The organism is Chryseobacterium sp. 2987 (assembly GCF_031456375.1).
In the GTDB taxonomy this organism is placed as follows: Bacteria; Bacteroidota; Bacteroidia; order Flavobacteriales; family Weeksellaceae; genus Chryseobacterium; species Chryseobacterium vaccae.
Genome location: NZ_JAVDUN010000003.1, coordinates 280544 through 298887, shown reverse-complemented (window position 1 = coordinate 298887; position 18344 = coordinate 280544). Strand labels below are relative to the sequence as shown.

At 37.3% G+C, this 18344-nt stretch carries 19 protein-coding genes and 1 pseudogene; 6 read left to right on the top strand and 14 right to left on the bottom strand.

The genetic code is table 11. The annotated features are described in order from the left end of the window. Positions 1 to 275: 275 nt before the first annotated feature. On the bottom strand, positions 276 to 971 hold the full coding sequence (locus J2Y40_RS10975; protein ID WP_153396798.1) for an NrtR DNA-binding winged helix domain-containing protein: 696 nt from the start codon (positions 969 to 971) through the stop codon (positions 276 to 278). A gap of 126 nt (positions 972 to 1097) precedes the next feature. Here J2Y40_RS10975 and J2Y40_RS10970 point away from each other — a divergent pair, with 126 nt between their 5' ends. Beyond that, positions 1098 to 1736: a DUF1579 domain-containing protein gene (locus J2Y40_RS10970; RefSeq protein ID WP_153396800.1), complete on the top strand. Its 639-nt coding sequence runs from the start codon at positions 1098 to 1100 to the stop codon at positions 1734 to 1736. Positions 1737 to 1851: 115 nt separating this feature from the next. Further along, the gene (locus J2Y40_RS10965) at positions 1852 to 2061 is read left to right on the top strand and encodes a hypothetical protein (RefSeq protein WP_153396802.1); all 210 of its coding nucleotides are present in this window, start codon (positions 1852 to 1854) and stop codon (positions 2059 to 2061) included. A 38-nt stretch (positions 2062 to 2099) separates the two neighbouring features. On the opposite strand, the gene lepA is transcribed toward J2Y40_RS10965, so the two are convergent. From lepA to J2Y40_RS10945, 4 genes are all read right to left on the bottom strand, one after another. After that, complete coding sequence (lepA, locus tag J2Y40_RS10960) at positions 2100 to 3896, bottom strand: translation elongation factor 4 (RefSeq protein WP_153396804.1); 1797 nt, start codon at positions 3894 to 3896, stop codon at positions 2100 to 2102. Positions 3897 to 4065: 169 nt separating this feature from the next. Further along, on the bottom strand, positions 4066 to 4572 hold the full coding sequence (locus tag J2Y40_RS10955) for a hypothetical protein (protein WP_153396806.1): 507 nt from the start codon (positions 4570 to 4572) through the stop codon (positions 4066 to 4068). Between the two features lie 8 nt (positions 4573 to 4580). Continuing rightward, positions 4581 to 5105, bottom strand: coding sequence for a hypothetical protein (locus J2Y40_RS10950; protein WP_153396808.1), 525 nt, complete (start codon positions 5103 to 5105; stop codon positions 4581 to 4583). 17 nt (positions 5106 to 5122) lie between these two features. Beyond that, entirely contained in the window at positions 5123 to 5674 is a 552-nt protein-coding gene (locus J2Y40_RS10945; RefSeq protein WP_309998912.1) for a sigma-70 family RNA polymerase sigma factor, read from the bottom strand. A gap of 203 nt (positions 5675 to 5877) precedes the next feature. On the opposite strand from J2Y40_RS10945, the gene J2Y40_RS10940 reads away from it, so the two are divergent. The 4 genes from J2Y40_RS10940 to J2Y40_RS10925 all read left to right on the top strand — a co-directional run bounded on the left by J2Y40_RS10940 (position 5878) and on the right by J2Y40_RS10925 (position 10369). Beyond that, positions 5878 to 6627: a Rossmann-like and DUF2520 domain-containing protein gene (locus J2Y40_RS10940; protein WP_153396812.1), complete on the top strand. Its 750-nt coding sequence runs from the start codon at positions 5878 to 5880 to the stop codon at positions 6625 to 6627. After that, the gene (locus J2Y40_RS10935; protein ID WP_153396814.1) at positions 6617 to 7135 is read left to right on the top strand and encodes an HAD family hydrolase; all 519 of its coding nucleotides are present in this window, start codon (positions 6617 to 6619) and stop codon (positions 7133 to 7135) included. The genes J2Y40_RS10940 and J2Y40_RS10935 overlap by 11 nt, the downstream gene beginning before the upstream one ends. A gap of 9 nt (positions 7136 to 7144) precedes the next feature. Beyond that, positions 7145 to 7699 carry a Maf family nucleotide pyrophosphatase gene (locus tag J2Y40_RS10930; RefSeq protein WP_309998907.1) on the top strand — a complete coding sequence of 185 codons (555 nt, stop codon included), beginning with the start codon at positions 7145 to 7147 and terminating at the stop codon, positions 7697 to 7699. Positions 7700 to 7786: 87 nt separating this feature from the next. After that, positions 7787 to 10369 carry a tetratricopeptide repeat protein gene (locus tag J2Y40_RS10925; RefSeq protein ID WP_309998905.1) on the top strand — a complete coding sequence of 861 codons (2583 nt, stop codon included), beginning with the start codon at positions 7787 to 7789 and terminating at the stop codon, positions 10367 to 10369. Positions 10370 to 10383: 14 nt separating this feature from the next. On the opposite strand, the gene tsaB is transcribed toward J2Y40_RS10925, so the two are convergent. The 9 genes and pseudogenes from tsaB to J2Y40_RS10880 form a co-directional block, all read right to left on the bottom strand. Beyond that, the gene (gene tsaB / locus J2Y40_RS10920) at positions 10384 to 11064 is read right to left on the bottom strand and encodes a tRNA (adenosine(37)-N6)-threonylcarbamoyltransferase complex dimerization subunit type 1 TsaB (RefSeq protein WP_309998903.1); all 681 of its coding nucleotides are present in this window, start codon (positions 11062 to 11064) and stop codon (positions 10384 to 10386) included. Positions 11065 to 11154: 90 nt separating this feature from the next. Beyond that, positions 11155 to 11904, bottom strand: a complete 750-nt coding sequence (locus tag J2Y40_RS10915) for an SDR family NAD(P)-dependent oxidoreductase (protein WP_153396822.1) — start codon at positions 11902 to 11904, stop codon at positions 11155 to 11157. 89 nt (positions 11905 to 11993) lie between these two features. After that, on the bottom strand, positions 11994 to 12365 hold the full coding sequence (locus J2Y40_RS10910) for a YraN family protein (RefSeq protein WP_153396824.1): 372 nt from the start codon (positions 12363 to 12365) through the stop codon (positions 11994 to 11996). A gap of 7 nt (positions 12366 to 12372) precedes the next feature. Next, on the bottom strand, positions 12373 to 12783 hold the full coding sequence (locus tag J2Y40_RS10905) for a hypothetical protein (protein ID WP_153396826.1): 411 nt from the start codon (positions 12781 to 12783) through the stop codon (positions 12373 to 12375). Between the two features lie 19 nt (positions 12784 to 12802). Then, the gene (locus J2Y40_RS10900) at positions 12803 to 13294 is read right to left on the bottom strand and encodes a hypothetical protein (protein ID WP_153396828.1); all 492 of its coding nucleotides are present in this window, start codon (positions 13292 to 13294) and stop codon (positions 12803 to 12805) included. Positions 13295 to 13297: 3 nt separating this feature from the next. After that, positions 13298 to 14227, bottom strand: coding sequence for an LD-carboxypeptidase (locus tag J2Y40_RS10895; RefSeq protein ID WP_153396830.1), 930 nt, complete (start codon positions 14225 to 14227; stop codon positions 13298 to 13300). Then, on the bottom strand, positions 14224 to 14910 hold the full coding sequence (locus J2Y40_RS10890) for a LysE family transporter (protein WP_309998899.1): 687 nt from the start codon (positions 14908 to 14910) through the stop codon (positions 14224 to 14226). Before J2Y40_RS10890 ends, J2Y40_RS10895 begins: the two co-directional genes overlap by 4 nt. Before the next feature lie 286 nt (positions 14911 to 15196). Beyond that, positions 15197 to 17350, bottom strand: coding sequence for a ribonuclease R (gene rnr / locus J2Y40_RS10885; protein WP_309998896.1), 2154 nt, complete (start codon positions 17348 to 17350; stop codon positions 15197 to 15199). 625 nt (positions 17351 to 17975) lie between these two features. Beyond that, positions 17976 to 18227: pseudogene (locus J2Y40_RS10880) on the bottom strand (thrombospondin type 3 repeat-containing protein); the annotation flags it as partial. Between the last annotated feature and the right edge of the window lie 117 nt (positions 18228 to 18344).

Genomic DNA, 18344 nt, shown 5'->3' with positions numbered 1-18344 from the left:
ATTTCCGTGGGATCGTTTTAATTGGAATGGAGATGTACCGGACTATATGATCTTGAAATTTCAAGGCGGGAAAAATCCGCCTCTATTGAATAAAGAGATCTTTATTGATTAGAAGGCTGTATTTCATATACACCATGTTAAACCCCAGACAATACCACTAAAAATAAATTAACAGGCTATGAACTAACCATTTATATTGAATAGAAAACTACTATTTATTTCTGGTTAAAGTTCTCAAAATTGAATAGGATTAGGTGCAAATTGAAATGAAGAATTTATTTGATTTCAAAATAGAAACCTTCTTTTTCGAGTTCCTCATATTTTTCCTGATTGAAGGTGAAGAGTTTGCCTGGTCTTCCGCTGCCTTCTTTTTTAACGTTGTTGGTTTCGTTGAGAAGTCCGTAGCTCATCATCTTTTTACGGAAATTACGGCGGTCGATTTCCTGCCCAATGATGGTTTTATAAAGGTTTTCAAGGTCTGAAAAAGGAAATTCTTCATTGAGAAGGTTGAAACCTATCGGTTGGTAACGGATTTTGGTACGCAGTCTTTGCAATGCGGTATCAATTATAGTTTTATGGTCGAATGCCAGAGACGGAAGTTTATTTACACTGAACCATTGGGCATCTTCAGCATCAGAATCGGCAAACAGCTCGTGATAGGAAGGGTTTACAAGGCCCAGATAAGCCACAGAAACTACCCTGTTCCTCGGATCACGGCCTACCTTGCCAAAAGTATAGAGTTGTTCCAAAAAATCGGGCTTTATGCCCGCCTCTTCATATAATTCTCGCTTTACTGCAGTATCTACGTCTTCATCATCCAAAACAAGCCCTCCAGGAAGCGCCCAGCCTCCTTTGAAAGGTTCAATATTTCTTTTTATTAAAAGGATCTGAAGATCTTTCTTATCGAAATATCCGAAAATTACTGCATCTACAGCTACTTTTATATCCTGTAATTTTTTTGGAGACTCCATATAGGCTAATTTGCGTTACGATTACACAAAGGTACGATTAATAATAACATGAGAAAAATAATTTACTGCATAATAAAAAGGCTTACCTTTATGTTATCAATATAAACCACTTAAAATTAATTGATTATGAGAAATTTACTATTCGCCTTATCAGTTGCATTTTTATGTATCGCCTGTGAAAAAGGCAAAACAACCACAGATAAAGAATCTGATAAAAAAGATTCTGCTTCAACAGCATGGAAGCCTGTAGATTCTGCTGCTGCGACTAAAGCCTGGATGGAATTTGCCACCCCAGGTGAAATGCATAAAATGCTCGCCAAATTTGACGGAAACTGGACCGGTACCACCACCACATGGATGGAAGAAGGTGCCCAACCTATGACCAGCCAGTCTGAATGCACGAACAAAATGATTTTTGACGGACGTTACCAGCACAGCACTTACAAGGGTAATTTTATGGGAATGCCCTTTGAAGGGATGAGTATTATGGGTTATGATAATGCCAAGAAAAAGTTCATAAGCACTTGGATTGATAATATGGGGACAGGAATGATGCATGCCGAGGGAGATTGGAATCCTGCTAAAAAATCCATTGAGTTTAAAGGAAAAATGACAGACCCCAGCCGTCCTGAAAAAGACTGTGATGTAAGAGAGGTCTACACCTTTACGGATGATAACAACCACATGCTGGAAATGTACGGCCCAGACTGGAAAACCGGAAAGGAAATGAAAACAATGGAGATAAAATTTGTCCGCAAAAAATAAAATACAGGAAAAACACCTTCCGGGAAACAGTGATTTTACTTGTTGATTTATAAAATGTTATAGCCAACTTTGGTATAGATAAAAACGGAAATAACCAGAAATAATTTATACCATCATGAAAACTTTATTAACAGCCTTAATAGTAGTCATTATTATTATAGGCGGAGTATTAATCATTGTTGTAGGGAAAAGACCTTTCCCTGAACCGGAATGTATTGTATGCGGAATCAATCTTATAAGAATATTGGGTATTGCCGAAATTATTCTCGGTCTCGGTGCCCTGATAATTCAGTCTAATATGATTGAAAAGCAGAGAAATTATTGAAAATAAAAGACCGGCACAAATACCGGTCTTTTTTATGATTAGTCATTTAGTTTCAAAACTGCCATGAATGCAGACTGCGGTACTTCTACTCTTCCGATCTGCTTCATTTTCTTCTTACCTTCTTTCTGTTTTTCCAAAAGTTTACGTTTTCTGGAAATATCTCCTCCGTAACATTTTGCGGTAACGTCTTTTCTTAAAGCCTTGATGGTTTCTCTCGCAATAACTTTTGTTCCAAGAGCTGCCTGAACAGCAATATCAAACTGTTGTCTCGGGATCAGTTCACGAAGCTTTTCACACATCCTTTTACCGATATAGTATGCATTACTGTCATGAATCAATGATGAAAGTGCATCTACCATGTCACCATTGATCAGGATATCCATTTTTACAAGCTTGGAAGCTCTGAATCCGATTGGGTGATAATCAAAAGATGCATATCCTTTAGAGATGGATTTCAATCTGTCATAGAAATCGAAAACTACTTCTGCTAATGGCATATTGAAAATCAGCTCAACTCTTTCTGATGTTAAATAACTTTGATTAACAATCTCTCCTCTCTTTTCAATACACAGAGTCATTACTGAACCAACGAAGTCAGACTTTGTAATGATAGACGCCTTGATGAAAGGTTCTTCTACTCTATCCATCGTGGAAGGATCCATCATTTCAGATGGGTTATTGATCAAGATCGGAACTTCAGGTTCTTTTTTAGTATATCCGAAATAAGAAACGTTAGGTACCGTAGTAATCACGTTCATATTGAACTCTCTGTCAAGACGTTCCTGAACGATTTCCATGTGAAGCATTCCTAAGAATCCGCAACGGAATCCGAAACCAAGAGCTGCCGAACTTTCTGGTTCGAAAACCAAAGAAGCATCATTAAGTCTTAATTTTTCAAGAGAGAATCTCAATTCTTCAAAATCTTCAGAATCAATTGGATAGATACCAGCAAATACCATTGGCTTTACTTCTTCAAAACCATCGATAGGCCCGTCTGCCGGCTTCTCGAAAGAAGTGATGGTGTCTCCTACTTTTACTTCACGGGCATCTTTTATCCCTGAAACCAAATACCCTACATCTCCACACTGAATGGTTTTCTTTGGAACCTGTTTTAGTTTTAAAGTACCTACTTCATCTGCTCCATATTCTTTTCCAGTTGCAAAGAATTTGATCTTTTCATTTTTAGAGATACTTCCGTTCACTACTTTAAAATAGGCTTCAATCCCTCTGAACGGGTTGTATACCGAGTCGAAAATCAAAGCCTGAAGCGGTCCGTCAGGATTTCCTACCGGTGCAGGAATTCTTTCAACAATCTGCTCCAGAAGGCTATGAACTCCTTCTCCTGTTTTTCCTGAAACCCTTAATACGTCTTCATATTCGCATCCGATAAGATTCATGATCTCGTCGGTTACTTCTTCAGGGTTGGCAGAAGGAAGGTCAATTTTATTAAGAATCGGGATAATAGTCAGATCATTTTCCAATGCAAGATAAAGGTTACTGATCGTCTGAGCCTGAATACTCTGTGCCGCATCTACAATAAGAAGGGCTCCTTCACACGCAGCAATTGAACGGGAAACTTCATATGAGAAATCTACGTGTCCCGGGGTATCAATCAGGTTTAAAATATATTTCTCTCCTTTATATTCATAATCCATCTGGATCGCGTGGGACTTGATGGTAATCCCGCGTTCTTTCTCCAGGTCCATATCATCCAGGGTCTGAGACTGCAGTTCTCTTTGGGTAACGGTGTTGGTATACTCCAAAAGACGGTCAGCCAAAGTACTTTTACCGTGGTCAATATGAGCGATTATGCAAAAATTTCGTATGTTTTTCATTTAAGAACGTTGTAATTTGCAAAGATAAAAAAAAGCAAGACATTTTATCTCTCTTATATTCATTGTATTAAATTATTTAATTTTTTGCCCAAAATACAGATGCTGTGAAAATTAAACGGCTCTCACAAATCGTCTTGTAAGAGCCGTCCAACATTAAAAAAATAAACTATTATGGGTTTTGTTTAGGCTTCACATTCCCATGGTTGTGAGGCTTTCTTTCATTCATTTTATCTCTCATCATTCCTTCGGACTGAAAGAGCTTCAGTACTTTCTGACAAGGAATCACCTGCTGCATTTTATCTGCATACTTCTTTCTGTTATCCAACAACTTCTGCCCTACCTCAAAACTCTGCTGAAGTTTGGCTTTTGCTTCATCATCCGATAAAGTTTCGGGATTAAAGTTAGGATCAAACTGGCTTTTGATCTGTTTCTGATTTTCCAGATATTCATTGTAAAGCTGTGTAAATTCAGCCTTATCATCCGCATCAATATTCAGATTATCCATGACCATATTGTTCCTGAACTTGGTAAGAAGTGCTTTTCTTTCTTCCGGAGAAAGATTATTGATTACTTCTTTTCTTTGTTTAGGGTCCATTTTTTTCCAGTCATAATCTGCACTCTGGGCATTCAGACCAAAACCATAAATAATAAAAAGCGCAAATAATATCTTTTTCATTTTTCTTATTAATTATATAGATCCAAATAAACGTCCTGGGTTGAATTGCTTGCCAACTCTGCTATTTCAGAATTGGAGAATGAATCCAGATACTCATTCATTTGAGTTTCTTCTTTCTTTGATACAGCTTTCACCGGCTGTGCAGTTTCTTTTACATCACCATTATCCCTAAGAGAAGAACCGTTATTATTCATTTGATTTCCAGCTGTTTGATTAGTATTTTCAACAGAAGTTAAATCTGATTTCAATGTTTCATAAGCAAGTTCTCCTTCAGTTGCAGAACCTTGTTTTTCTGCTGCATAAGCTGCTTTAGGCTGAAGCGCAGAATCACTATCAGAATTAAAAACATAGGTAACTCCAAATATCAAAGCTACGGAAGCCGCTGCCGCATACATCCAGTTCAGTTTGAAAACAGGTGCTTTTTTCTCTGTTTTCACTTCACTCATTACCCTGTTCTGGATATTTTCAAATAATTCATCCGGAACTTTGTAAATGTTCTTGCGTTCTAGTTTTTCTATGTCGAACTCTTTCATCTTTTGTTGTTCAAAAATTATCTTTCGTAATTTTCTTTAATATAATCTTCTATCTTTTGTTTGGCATAATGATAATTTGTTTTAAGGGTCCCTACAGACATATCTACAATTTTAGATATTTCTTCGTAAGGAAGATCATCATAATACCGCATCATAAATACCAGTTTCTGCTTTTCTGGCAGACTTTGTATAGCATTCTGAAGCAGGATCTGTATTTCTTCTGCATCACCTTCTGTATTGTCAGCAACCAGATTCTGCATATGATACTCTGCATTTTCATCAGTTTTCTGCATTTTCTTCATCTTATTGACCTGCTGTAATGCTTCGTTGGTAGCAATCCTGTAAAGCCAGGTATACAGCTGGCTGTCATTTTTGAACTGGTGAAAATTCTGGTAGGCTTTAATAAAAGTCTCCTGCAATGTATCCTGAGCAAGATCGCCATCCACAATAATTCTTCTGATGTGCCAGTACAACCTGCTCTGATAAGCATCCATCAAGGCACGGACACCTTTATCCTGGGTCCGTGGGTTTTGCATCAACGAAATAATTTCCGCGTCCTTGATCTTCATAAGATGCTTTCACTGTTTTGGATTACAAAAATAACTGAAAGTTAAATTACTTATTCAATTTTTAGTCCAAATATTACAAATAATATGAGCGGGTTACACCAAAACCTTTACTCCACTTACTTTATAAGGAAATATCAAAAATTTCCTGACTGCCGGTTTGTCCTTTCTTTTCTGAACTCACCGTAAAATATTATCTTTGTTAGATGCAAAAAGTAATCATAGGTTCAGGAAATGTGGCCTATCATATGGCCAAAGCTTTTACCCTAAAAGGTATTCCAATAGCTCAGATCTTTGGAAGAAATGAAGAGGAACTGAAGAAAATTTCAGAAGAGCTCAATATTCCTTATTCCACGAAAGATTTGGAAGATGCTGATCTGTATATCATCTGTATCAGCGATAATTCTGTGGAAAGTGTTTCTAAAATTATCACGAAAAAAGATGCTCTTGTAGCCCATACTTCGGGTTCTCTTCCCAAAGAAATACTGGCAGGGGAGTACAGAAAATCAAGCTTTTATCCCTTACAGACTTTTTCAAAATCAAAAGAGCTTGAATACGAAAAAATTCCTTTTTTCATTGAAGCTGAAAATGAAAGTGATAAAAAGATTTTGTTTGAATTAGCATCTCAGATTTCTGAAAATGTGATGGAGAGCAATCATGAAAAGAGAAAATACATTCACCTTACTGCTGTTTTTGCCTGTAATTTTGTGAATCATCTGTTCACAAGAGCCAAAGAAATATCTGATTCACAGGAAATTCCCTTTGATTATTTCCTTCCGCTTATTGATGAAACGGTTCAGAAAATTCATGAAATTGAACCTAAAGATGCTCAGACCGGGCCTGCTGTAAGAAATGACCTTAGAGTTCTGGATCTGCATGAAAAGCTGTTAAAAGACGAAAGTCTTGAAATTTATAAAATAATGAATCACTCAATTCAAAAAATGTATGAGTTATAAAGAGAAATTAAAAGATATTAAAGCCTTTGTATTTGATGTAGACGGAGTTTTTACAGATGGAAGTGTCTATCTTCTTCCCGGAGGAAATATGTGCAGGGTAATGAATGTCTTAGACGGATACGCTGTAGTTAAAGCCTTAAAAAACAATTATTTAATAGGGGTAATCACTGGTGGAAATGATGAAATGGTAAAACATAGGATCAATTATCTAGGCATAGAAGATTACTATCCAAAATCACACAACAAAATGACTGATTTTGAAGACTTTAAAACAAAACACAACCTCAAAAATGAAGAAATCCTTACGATGGGCGATGATCTTCCTGATATCCATATCATGGAAAATTCTGCCATTGCAGCCTGTCCGGAAAATGCAGTTCCTGAAGTAAAAGGAATCTCTGATTATATTTCTTCCAAAAAAGGCGGAAGCGGGGCAGTACGTGACGTAATCGAGCAGGTGATGAAAGTTCAGGGTAACTGGCACGATGATAATACCCAATCTGTATAAAAACGGCTTATGAAAATACTTTTAGCATCCCAATCTCCAAGGCGGAAGGAACTTCTTTCCGGTTTAGGTTTTGATTTTGAGGTCGTAAAAATAGACTGTGAAGAAATTCTTCCGGACATCATCAGAGTGGAAGAGGCCGCCGCTTATTTATCAGAATTAAAGGCTGATGCATTTGAAGGCCAGGCTGAGGATGAAATTCTGCTGACTGCAGATACGGTAGTGGCCATTGACGGACAGATCCTCGGAAAGCCTAAGGATGAGAATGATGCCCGAAAAATGCTCAGAAGCCTTTCCGGAAAAACACATCAGGTTTTTACAGGAATTACGCTTAAAAAAGCTGATAAAACGGTTACAGAAACTGATGTAGCTGATGTGGAACTGGATGAATTAACAGATGACGAGATAGAGTATTATATTCAGAAATACAAACCATTTGATAAAGCAGGAAGCTATGGTATCCAGGAATGGCTGGGAATGGCCAAGATTAAAAAGATCACCGGAAGCTTTTATACCATTATGGGACTTCCTACCCATTTGGTTTACAAAATTTTGAAAGAAATATAAATATTATTCATTATAAAATTTTATTATTTTTACAAAATCATCAAACTGCTGATAATAAAAAACGCATTAGCGAGTTATAATTGAATAATGAAAAAGAATATTTTATTCCTTTTAGTGATGTGCATCGTTGCTTCCTGTGCTACCAGAACAAAAAAGCCGGAACAGCGTTCAAAGCTTCTAAAAGGGTTTTCCACATACTATAACACCCTTTTTAATGCAAAAGATGCATTGAACAGTGAGTTTACGAGCCGAGACAAGGGACATAAGGATAATTTCTATGCTCCCTATATTCCTATCCTTACCTATGAAGATCAGCCTTTGGGAAGTGATCTGGGACAGAGTACCGCCTTTGCAGAAAACTCAATGAAAATGGCACAGGTAAACACGCCTGCACCCATGGACAGCAGAGGAGGACCTCCTTCCGGAATGCCTCCGGGAATGCCGGGGAATACCGGAATGCCCGGTTCCTCTGATACTCCTCAGAAGGGAGCTACCACTTTAGAAATTGCTGAAGCCAAAGCATTGAAAGCCATCAATAAATATTCTGTTATCAGAAACGGAGAGGAGAAAAATAAGCAGATTTTTGATGCTTACATGATTCTTGTACAATCCAGAATTTACCAGAATAAACCTTTGGAGGCACTGGACGCTTTAAATTATGTTTTTACACACATGAAGGAGGATAAAAGACTTCCTTTAGCGAGAATTTATCAGGGTGCCGCTTATGCAAAAATCAAAGATTATCATAAAGCTCATGAAACTTTTGCCAAGCTGAAAGGGGAGGATATCAGTAAAAGCTATGCCAAACTACTGAGCATTTATTATTCTGAATCTCTTCTGGATGCGGGGAAAAAAGAAGAAGCTGCAAAAGAACTTGATAATGCTTTCGAACTGAATTCTGACCGAAAATTGAAAAGCAGAATTGCTTATCTGAGAGGGCAGGTTCTTGAAAACCTGAACCAGAATGAAAAAGCCAGAGAAAGTTATACCGCAGCCTACAAATATGCCAATGATTTTGAATTTGAGGTAAAATCCCAGATTGCTATTGCCAAGACCTTTAACGGAAAAGGAGACTATAATGGTGCTAAAAGTTATCTTGAAGGCATCAGTAAAAAAGGAACTTACGGTTCAAGGAAAAATGAATTTTACTATGCTCTAGGCTTAATGGCTAATAAAGCAGGAAAAAAAGAGGAAGCCCAGCAGTTTTTCAAGAGATCACTGCATGAAAAGGTTTCTGATCCACAGGTACGCGGACTTACCTATTACGAAATAGGGAAGAGCTACCTTGATAAAAATGATTATATCGGGGCAGGAATCTATTATGATTCTGCTTTGGTTGCCATGACTTATGAGCCGTCTAAAATCCTTTTAAAGGATCAGTCTGCTTATATTAAAAAGATCTCCAAGAATTACTATCTGATCAAAAAAAATGACAGTATTCTATCTTTAGCGAAGATGAGTGAGGCTCAAAAAACAGACTTTTTCGGCAAATACATTGCAAAGCTGAAGGCTAAAGAAGAAAAAGAAGAACAGGAAAGAAGACTTGCGGAAAGGAATAAGGGTTTTGATTCCGGAGATTACAGTGCCAATTCTATTTTTGCCAATAGTTCCAATGCTTTTGAAGATTTTGGAGTTACAACGAAAGGATTTTATTTCAGTAATACAGGAACGGTAAGTAAAGGAACCTCTTCATTTAAACAGATCTGGGGAGACCGTGCTCTTGCTGATAACTGGCGTTATTCTAAAAAAATGGCTTCTATTGAGGATATGAAAAATGAAGCGCTGGGCGTAGCAGCTGCACCCAATCCGAGGCGTTTTGAACCAGCCTATTATATTGAGCAGATCCCTACAGATCAGGGTAAGCTGGATCAGCTGAAGAAAGACAGAGATACTGCATCATTAGGATTGGGTATTATGTACCAGAATTATTTTACCAACACACCACTGGCTACAAAAACGCTGTATGATCTTGTAGATGTAAAGCCGGAAGAAAAGGTAATGCTTCAGGCGTTGTATGAGATCTTTGCCATGAACTATGAAAAGAATCCGCAGGCTTCTGAAAGGGCAAAACAAATTCTTTTAACGGATTATCCTTATACTTCTTATGCGGAATTTGCCAGAAATCCGAAAAACGGTTCATTCGTAAAATCTTCTGAAGATGTTGAAAATGAATATAAAAGAGCCTATGCACTTTATGAATCCGAGAAATTTACGGAGAGCAGGGATGTGATTGATCAGACCATTCAGAAGTTCCCTAAGGATGCCCTGGTTCCCAAGTTTTACCTGCTCAATGCTTTCAATGCGGGAAAAACCAGCGGAAAGGAAGTAATGATTCTCCAACTGGAACAGGTAGCCCTGAATTATTCCAAAACCCCTGAAGGGATTAAAGCCAAGGAAATGCTGAATTACCTGAAAAGCGAACTAAGTTTCCAGGCTACCGATAATAAAGGAAATGCAGTTCCTCAACAGCCAATGGGAGTACCTGCACAGCCTGATCAGATTCAGAATAATGGGAACATGCCACAGAGTCCTCCGGGGAGTATAAACAGCGGAATGCCTCAGTCTAGTGATTCTCAGCCTAAACCCATGAAAAATAAAGGGTTTACGCCTTCGTCTAAATTGAAGGAAATACAACCAACAGAAAACCTTCCGGTAAAACCTAAAAAATAAAAAAAAGCGAAGATTTATTCTTCGCTTTTCTTTTTCTTTACTCCATGAAAATCTTTTAGATAGAAGGGTTCGAAGTAAGCAATATCTTCCAGATCTTTTTGATCAAGCTTTTCTAAAGTTTTCTTGATCAGGTATTGTGCAGAAGGGTAGATATCATCTCTGAATTCAGCATCAGGCAGATTCAGAATTTCCTGCGCTTTTTTAGCACCATCTCCTACAAAAATCACTTTTTTATTCCGGAATTCTTCAAAAGAATTTTCATCAAGAATCTTAGCTTCGGTTCCTGAGATTTCTTTTCCTGTCACACCTTCATAAACGGCCGTATAAACCTCCATTCTTCTTGCATCGATCAATGGTACTATAAATTCATAGTTACTGCCTAAAAAAGGCTCTATCATGCTTTCCAAGGAATTCACTGCCATCAGCGGAACTTTTAGTCCGTAGCAGAAGCCTTTTGCAGAAGCTGCTCCGATTCTTAATCCGGTATAAGATCCGGGACCCTTTCCTAAAGAAACGGCTTTAATGTCGTTCATAGAAATTCCTGCTCCTTCCAGAGCCCACTCTACAAACGCATGAAGGCTTTCTGATTGTTTATAGTTTTCGGACACCTCTTCACACAGGCACAGCAGCTTTTCATTGTCTGATATGGCTACGGAACAGTTTTTAGAAGAGGTTTCGAGATATAGTATTTTCATAAGATAATGTACCTGTTTAACAGTATAGCAATCATCCGATAGTCAGAATGCTAAACTATTTTTATGCAAATTTAAATCTTTATTTTGATACTATTTCCTGTAAATCGTTCTCGGTTCTGCCTGAGCGCTTGGATAAATCGTCATATCAGAAACCGTAACATGTTTGGGAGCATTCACACAATAAGCAATGGCATCAGCAATATCTTCTGCTTTCAAAGCGTCATAGCCTGCGTATACCGCCGCCGATTTTTCCTGGTTTCCTTTAAACCTTACCATAGAGAAATCAGTTTCCACGGCACCGGGCTGGATGTTGGTTACTTTAACCCCAAATTCTGTCAGTTCAAGACGCATTCCTTCGGAGATCACATCGACTGCTTTTTTCGTCGCACAATAGACTACACCGTTGATGTAGGTCTGTCTTGCCGCTACTGAACTAATATTTACAATATGACCTGTATTTCTTTCTTTCATAGAAGGAATAATCATCTTTGAAACATATAAAAGACCTTTTACATTTCCATCGATCATAGAATCCCAATCCTCTGTCTTTCCGGCAGAAAGAGGATCAAGGCCATGGGCATTTCCTGCATTATTGACCAGTACATCAATATTTTTCCATTCTTCAGGAAGTGAATTTATAGCAGCTTCAACCTCTGTAAGATTCCTTACATCAAACTTTAAACTAAATATTTCGGCAAATGCGGATAATTCAATTTTTACTTCTTCAAGAACTTCCGTTCTTCTTCCGCAGATAATGATTCTGTTTCCCTGTTTTGCGAAGAGTTCCGCTGTGGATTTTCCTATTCCGGATGTAGCTCCGGTGATGAGTATTGTTTTCATATTTTTTTACTGTAGCAATGGAGCAGTTTACCAATAATTATATCCGCAATTCATACATTGTTCCATTGCTAGATTGTTAGATTATTCAATTAATTCGCATCCAACGCCTGAAAAGCATCGGCTATATGTTCTACAATTAAGTTTTTATTTTCATCGGGAAGTACGGAGATGATGTCAAACCTTACTTCATTGTGTTTATTGAATTCTTCCAGATAATGATTGGCTGCAGATACAATAGATTTGATTTTAGTCTTGGTAACCGCTTCCTGAGGCAGCATAAAAGCATCTGTGGATCTTGCTTTTACTTCGACAATGACAATAAGATCCTCTTTTTCTGCAATAATATCGATTTCAGCCTTTTGAAAACGAAAATTTCTGACCAGAATTTTATACCCGTTTTTTAAAAGATAATCTACAGCCAGATCTTCTGCTTTTTTCCCGAACTCGTTATGATCAGCCATTATTTAATTATTTAAAAGATAGTGTATGATTTTTTGCCACTTTCACGCTCTTATTTTTACAATCCCATGAAAATTGCCGGGTGAAAATCTGAAATTCTGATTTTTGGGGAACGGAATACATTGTATCATTCCAGTTTTCCGGATTAATATGAACCAGTTGATCTACTGTAAAACCCAATTTATTTTCAAGTTTATAGGTTTTATAATCTGTATGATCAAATTTACCTCTGTTCCAAACCGTTCCTCTGTCACGGTATTGGTATAAAGTGTAGCTATCATCACACGGGCATTTCTCTTTCCGTTCAAGCTTCAGGCTTCTGTGAAAAAAGATAAAATAGATTCCTATGGTAATTAAAAAAATGATATATAGAAAACCTTTTATCCTGTTTGGGGTAATTTTACTTTCTTCAGACTTCATTTGGAGAACAAATCATTTCTTATTTATTAAACCTTACCGCTTTTCCTTCTGATGCTAGCTCAAATTCCTGATCTATCCATGCCATAAGTCGGATATGAAAATCCAGAAAAAGATCTTTTCCTTCATCTTCAATCATAATCGTAGAAACATCATAAGGAATTTTGATATATTTTTTCTCATTATTTACCCGCACTTCATAACTTTCATGTGATAAGCCTGAAGGGGAGTAAATGATTTTATCTGTTGTATTCTTTTCAGGTAAAATTACTTTCAGCCCGGATCTCATTATCATTTCCAACTGTTCCTGTAATTCCCGGGGTAATTTATCTTTTATTCTGGAAAAGCGTCTCTGCTGCCTTCTTTCTTCATCATTATCGGGAAAATAGCCGGGATCGAAGTACCAGAAAAACTCCAGCTTAGTCTCAAAAGTTTCGGAAACAGACAGATTCTTAGATATAAATTCTCCCATAAAACCTGGTGAATAGCTATATTTAAGAAGGAAATCATCCATTTTTTAAAACTCAATCTTAACTTTATCAGCCACTTTTACTTTGGCATTTCCTCCAATTAAAAGGGGTCTGTTATCCTTTATGTGTCCGTTCGGAAAACCGAAAACAACCGGAAATTTATATTTTGAAATTCTTTCTGAAATTAGGGTATAGGCAAATCCGTCAAAGCTTTCTTCGTAATCCTTATTATCCTTTTCATCGCCCATATTGGTCATTCCTCCTACTATCAAGCCTTTTATCTTTTTGAAAACTCCGGCAAGCTCCAGGCTCATGATCATCCTGTCCAGTGCATAAAAGTTTTCACCGATATCTTCAATAAACAGGATTTTATCTTTAAAATCGAAAGAATAAGGGGTTCCCAGAAGGGCATAAATAAGGGCTAAATTACCTCCTATCAATTCTCCTTCCATATTCCCCGGTTTATTCAATTCATAAGATTTTAAGGCATATTTAAGCTTTTTCCCTTTTAATACATCAAAAATCAGATCATAGCTTTCCTCTGTTACCCCAAAACTTGATGTTTTGATCGTCTGCCCGTGAATGGAAGCAAATCCTTTTTTCAACAGGTAACTCTGGATCACCGTATTATCTGAATAGCCAATATACCATTTAGGATTTTTGGTGAAATTTTTCAGATCCAGATGCTGAACCAGATGCTGGCATCCGTAACCTCCTCTTGAGGCCCAGATGGCACTGATTTCCTTATCGTTTAAAGCCCAGTTGATATCTTTTATTCTTTCCTTTTCTGTTCCGGCGTAGTTGTATCCGTTTGAAAACTTGGTATACAGATGCTCACCCAATACAGGTTCAAAGCCTTTTTTTCTGATCATTTCTATTCCCTTTTCCAGTTGGGAAACCTCTACAGCTCCGGCAGGGGAAATAACAGCTATTTTAGCCCCTTTTTTCAGGGGTTCCGGAAAGATAATTTTTTTCATTTGGTCTTTTGGTATTTAACTTCTTTTTTCTCTGCTTCTTCCAGCTGCCTGTCAAACTGATTGAATTTTTTAAAGCTCTGCAGGAAGATAAAGAAACTGAAAACGATCAGAATGACTCCAACAATTCTTCTGATCTGGTTGGCCAGCTTCTGGGTTAATTTATCATGAAATTGTTTTGCAAGGAATATTTTAGCCAGATCAATGCACAGATATGTACCGATCACGATACTTATATACAGAATGAAACTGCTGGTATCAGGATACTGGTTTCTTACAGAAATTACTGTTACCAGCCAGAAAAGAATGACTCCTACGTTCAATAAATTAAAGAAAAACCCATTAAAAAAGGTCTTAAAATAATTCTGACTGATGATTTTTTCCTCGCCTGGCATATGCATTTTGGTTTTGGTAACCATCATGACGATTCCGTATACAAAAATAAGGATAGAGGTAATTCTGTAAAAACCAGGATGTTTATCAATTAATGTTACAATATCTGCACTGGCATAATAAGCAGCAACGATACATAAAAGATCAGCTGTAATCACACCCAGATCTAAGGCCAAAGCATGCTTCGGTCCTCTGGAAAAGCTGGTTTCAATGAGAAGGAAAAAAATGGGTCCTATAAAAACCAGACTCAGCATGAATCCTAATACAATAGCAGAAAGTACGAGTTCAAACATTCAATAATATTTAAAATGAAAAATAATTTTCATTCCGTTTTATACAAAGTTATACTTTATGATTTAATTATTCAATAAAGTTGTGATATATCAACTAAGTTTTAGAGCCCGTTATATTTTCAAGAAGGAATGGAAGCAGGGTGATGGAAGGGGGAAGTTTTTACATTCTTAAGAACAATATTTGTGATAATTAAGAAGAAAAAAGATTGATAAGGGATACTTTTTGATATAAAAAAGGCTGCTCCTGTCCGGAACAACCTCATTTTTATTTTTATTTAAAGTTTCGTTAATCAACAACCTTAAAATCCAGTTGTTTCTGGATCAGATTGGCTTTCACTACTTTAATCTGAACTTCATCACCCAGCTGATATTTCTTACCGGTCCTGTTACCGTATACCGCATGTGATTTCGCATCATAGGAATAAGAATCGTCTACCAGGTCTCTCAATTTGATAAGCCCTTCGGCTCCGTTTTCAGGGATTTCAACCCAGAAGCCAAATTCTGCAACTCCTGAAATCACTCCTTTGAAAGTTTCACCAAGATGTTTTTCCATGAATTTCACCTGCATGAATTTAATGGAATCTCTTTCTGCATCTGCAGCAAGTCTTTCCATCGCACTGCAGTGTTTTGCTTTTTCTTCCAGCTCTGTCTTGCTTGGAGATTTCCCTCCGTCAAGATAATGCTGTAAAAGACGATGGGCGAGAAGGTCGGGATAACGTCGGATAGGAGAGGTGAAGTGACTGTAATACTCAAAACCAAGACCATAGTGACCGATAGGTTCTGTAGAATATACCGCTTTACTCATACTTCTCATAGCGAGCGTTTCAATCATATTTTCTTCTCCTTTTCCTTTCACATCATGTAAAAGCTTGTTCAGAGATTCTGCCACTTTTTTGGTATTATCCAGATTCATTTTATAGCCGAAAGTAGATACAAAATCTCTCAGTGCTTCCAGTTTTGCAGGATCCGGATCGTCGTGAACCCTGTAAATGAAAGTATTATTGGATAAACTTCCTTTACCCGTTAATGAAACAAATTCAGAGACTTTTTTATTGGCTAAAAGCATGAATTCTTCGATCAGGTGATTGGAATCTTTACTGATTTTAAAGTAAACCCCAATTGGTTCATTATTTTCATCCAGATTGAACCGCACTTCACTTCTGTCAAAAGTAATGGCTCCTTTTCTGATCCTTTCTTCACGCATGATCTTCGCTAATTTATCCAGCGTATTGATTTCCTCAGCTAAATCTCCCTGGCCCGTTTCTATACGTTCCTGAGCTTCTTCATAAGTAAATCTTCTGTCTGAATGGATTACTGTTCTTCCAAACCATTGTTTCTGGATCTCAGCTTTGTCATTCAGCTGAAAAACTGCGGAAAAGGTGTATTTATCTTCATTCGGACGGAGTGAACATACATCATTACTCAAAACTTCCGGAAGCATCGGAACCACACGGTCTACCAGATACACGGAAGTTGCTCTTTTATAAGCTTCATCATCCAGAATCGTTCCCGGCACTACATAATGAGAAACATCTGCAATATGAACCCCTATCTCCCAGTTGCCATTTTCCAGTTTTCTGATGGATAGGGCATCATCAAAGTCTTTTGCATCTTTAGGGTCAATAGTAAAAGTACAGATATCCCTCATATCCCAGCGTTTTGCAGCTTCTTCATCGGTAATCCTTCTGTCAATCTTATCTGCATCCAATTCCACTTCTTCAGGGAAATCATAAGGCAGTCCGTATTCTGCAAGAATAGAGTGAATTTCTGTTTCGTGCTCACCCGGTGCGCCTAATACCTGGATAATTTCTCCTTGAGGGTTTTTATCACCCGGTCTCCATTCTGTCATTTTCACGATGACCTTATCCCCGTTTTCAGCACCTCCGAATTTTGTTTTTGGAATAAAAATATCGGTATTGATTGTTTTTTTATCACATACAACAAATCCAAAATCTTTATGGGTAACCACCTGGAAAGTCCCTACAAATTCAGTTCTTGTTCTTTCCAGAACTTCCAGTACTGAGCCTTCCAGTTTTTTCCCTTTAAAATGATAGGTTATAATCAGAACCTTATCACCCTGTAACGCATCTTTTACATTTTTAGAATGAATAAAGATATCATCTTCCAGACCTTCAACGTTTACATACGCATTCCCGGATTGATTAAAATCGATAATTCCAGTTAGTGTTCCTGCAATTTCCAGGTTCACAATATATTTTCCTTTGTCTACTTCTTTGATCTTTTCAGATGCCTGAAGTTTGTGAAGAGCCTGAATTACCTGCTCTCTCTGTCTTGGATTCTTATGATCTATTCCGTCTGCAATCTGCTTATAATTATAAACTTTAGACGAATTAGCATTCATAAAACGGAGGATTTGTCTCCCGATATCCATTAATTTATGGTCATTTTTCTGACTTATATATTTTCTTTTTTTTGACATTTTAATGTTAATTTAATTGTTATGAGTTCTCATAATCCGCTTTTGAAATTTCAATAACCGAGCCGTTTTTGAATTCAAAATAACAGATAAGATCTCCCAGCTGTACTTCAGCTTTGTTTTTCTTTTCTTCCGTATTGATATACAAAGTAATGAAATTACTCTCAGGGATTATCAATTCTTTCGTATTTACTGTTTTCACAAAATTGCCCTTTGCATTATAAACAATCCTGTAATCCAGTTTAGATTGGGGAACTCCTTTAAAGTTCAATTGTTCTAAATATTCACCATAGTAACCAGCCACTGCAGATCTTGGAATCGGAATAATGGTTTTTTCCGGAAAAAGACTGACAAATTTCTTAAAGTTTCTTTCATCCCAAAAAGATTTGAATTTCAGGCTATTTACCAGATTAGCTGCAGAATAGTCTGTTCTGTCCATTCCACATCCTGCTGTAAAAACATTAATAACACCCACATACACTATTTTATGTTTAACTGATTTTTTATCAATCTTTTTAAAAAGCAGGTCTGCAAGCGCATGAAAATTATATCCCTTTATACTGGCAGTAAAATCCTCTTCAACTTTTTTAAGTTCCTCCTGTGTATAATAATGAGGAACATAAGGAGCGCAACCTTGGAGCTCAACGGTTCCCTTTACAGTTGGGCACGCATCATCCTTATCCAGAATACCATCACCATCTGTATCCAGCCACGGACAGCCATTGTTTTCCTGAGGTCCTGCTACTGTAGGACATAGATCATCTCTATCCGGTGTACCATCACCATCTGCATCCGGCCAAAGACAGCCATTATTTTCTTCCGGACCGGCTTCTTCGGGACACTTGTCCAGATAAAATAGAGTCCCATCTCCATCCGTATCAGAAAGACATATTTTTTTGCTGAATTCTTTTCTGCATTTTTTAAAAGCCTCCTGGTTTTCTATTTCCTGAGCATGAAGAAAACTTATAACTAAAAGTAATAGTACAGATGCTTTTAT

Excerpts from the sequence above, each read along its gene's own strand:
- J2Y40_RS10955 (WP_153396806.1), bottom strand. The coding sequence starts at position 4,572 with ATGAAAAAGATATTATTTGCGCTTTTTATTATTTATGGTTTTGGTCTG.
- lepA (WP_153396804.1), bottom strand. The coding sequence starts at position 3,896 with ATGAAAAACATACGAAATTTTTGCATAATCGCTCATATTGACCACGGT.
- tsaB (WP_309998903.1), bottom strand. The coding sequence starts at position 11,064 with ATGAAAATACTATATCTCGAAACCTCTTCTAAAAACTGTTCCGTAGCC.
- J2Y40_RS10900 (WP_153396828.1), bottom strand. The coding sequence starts at position 13,294 with ATGGATGATTTCCTTCTTAAATATAGCTATTCACCAGGTTTTATGGGA.
- J2Y40_RS10945 (WP_309998912.1), bottom strand. The coding sequence starts at position 5,674 with ATGAAGATCAAGGACGCGGAAATTATTTCGTTGATGCAAAACCCACGG.
- J2Y40_RS10915 (WP_153396822.1), bottom strand. The coding sequence starts at position 11,904 with ATGAAAACAATACTCATCACCGGAGCTACATCCGGAATAGGAAAATCC.
- J2Y40_RS10890 (WP_309998899.1), bottom strand. The coding sequence starts at position 14,910 with ATGTTTGAACTCGTACTTTCTGCTATTGTATTAGGATTCATGCTGAGT.
- rnr (WP_309998896.1), bottom strand. The coding sequence starts at position 17,350 with ATGTCAAAAAAAAGAAAATATATAAGTCAGAAAAATGACCATAAATTA.
- J2Y40_RS10895 (WP_153396830.1), bottom strand. The coding sequence starts at position 14,227 with ATGAAAAAAATTATCTTTCCGGAACCCCTGAAAAAAGGGGCTAAAATA.
- J2Y40_RS10905 (WP_153396826.1), bottom strand. The coding sequence starts at position 12,783 with ATGAAGTCTGAAGAAAGTAAAATTACCCCAAACAGGATAAAAGGTTTT.
- J2Y40_RS10925 (WP_309998905.1), top strand. The coding sequence starts at position 7,787 with ATGAAAAAGAATATTTTATTCCTTTTAGTGATGTGCATCGTTGCTTCC.
- J2Y40_RS10970 (WP_153396800.1), top strand. The coding sequence starts at position 1,098 with ATGAGAAATTTACTATTCGCCTTATCAGTTGCATTTTTATGTATCGCC.
- J2Y40_RS10950 (WP_153396808.1), bottom strand. The coding sequence starts at position 5,105 with ATGAAAGAGTTCGACATAGAAAAACTAGAACGCAAGAACATTTACAAA.
- J2Y40_RS10930 (WP_309998907.1), top strand. The coding sequence starts at position 7,145 with ATGAAAATACTTTTAGCATCCCAATCTCCAAGGCGGAAGGAACTTCTT.
- J2Y40_RS10975 (WP_153396798.1), bottom strand. The coding sequence starts at position 971 with ATGGAGTCTCCAAAAAAATTACAGGATATAAAAGTAGCTGTAGATGCA.
- J2Y40_RS10965 (WP_153396802.1), top strand. The coding sequence starts at position 1,852 with ATGAAAACTTTATTAACAGCCTTAATAGTAGTCATTATTATTATAGGC.
- J2Y40_RS10935 (WP_153396814.1), top strand. The coding sequence starts at position 6,617 with ATGAGTTATAAAGAGAAATTAAAAGATATTAAAGCCTTTGTATTTGAT.
- J2Y40_RS10940 (WP_153396812.1), top strand. The coding sequence starts at position 5,878 with ATGCAAAAAGTAATCATAGGTTCAGGAAATGTGGCCTATCATATGGCC.
- J2Y40_RS10910 (WP_153396824.1), bottom strand. The coding sequence starts at position 12,365 with ATGGCTGATCATAACGAGTTCGGGAAAAAAGCAGAAGATCTGGCTGTA.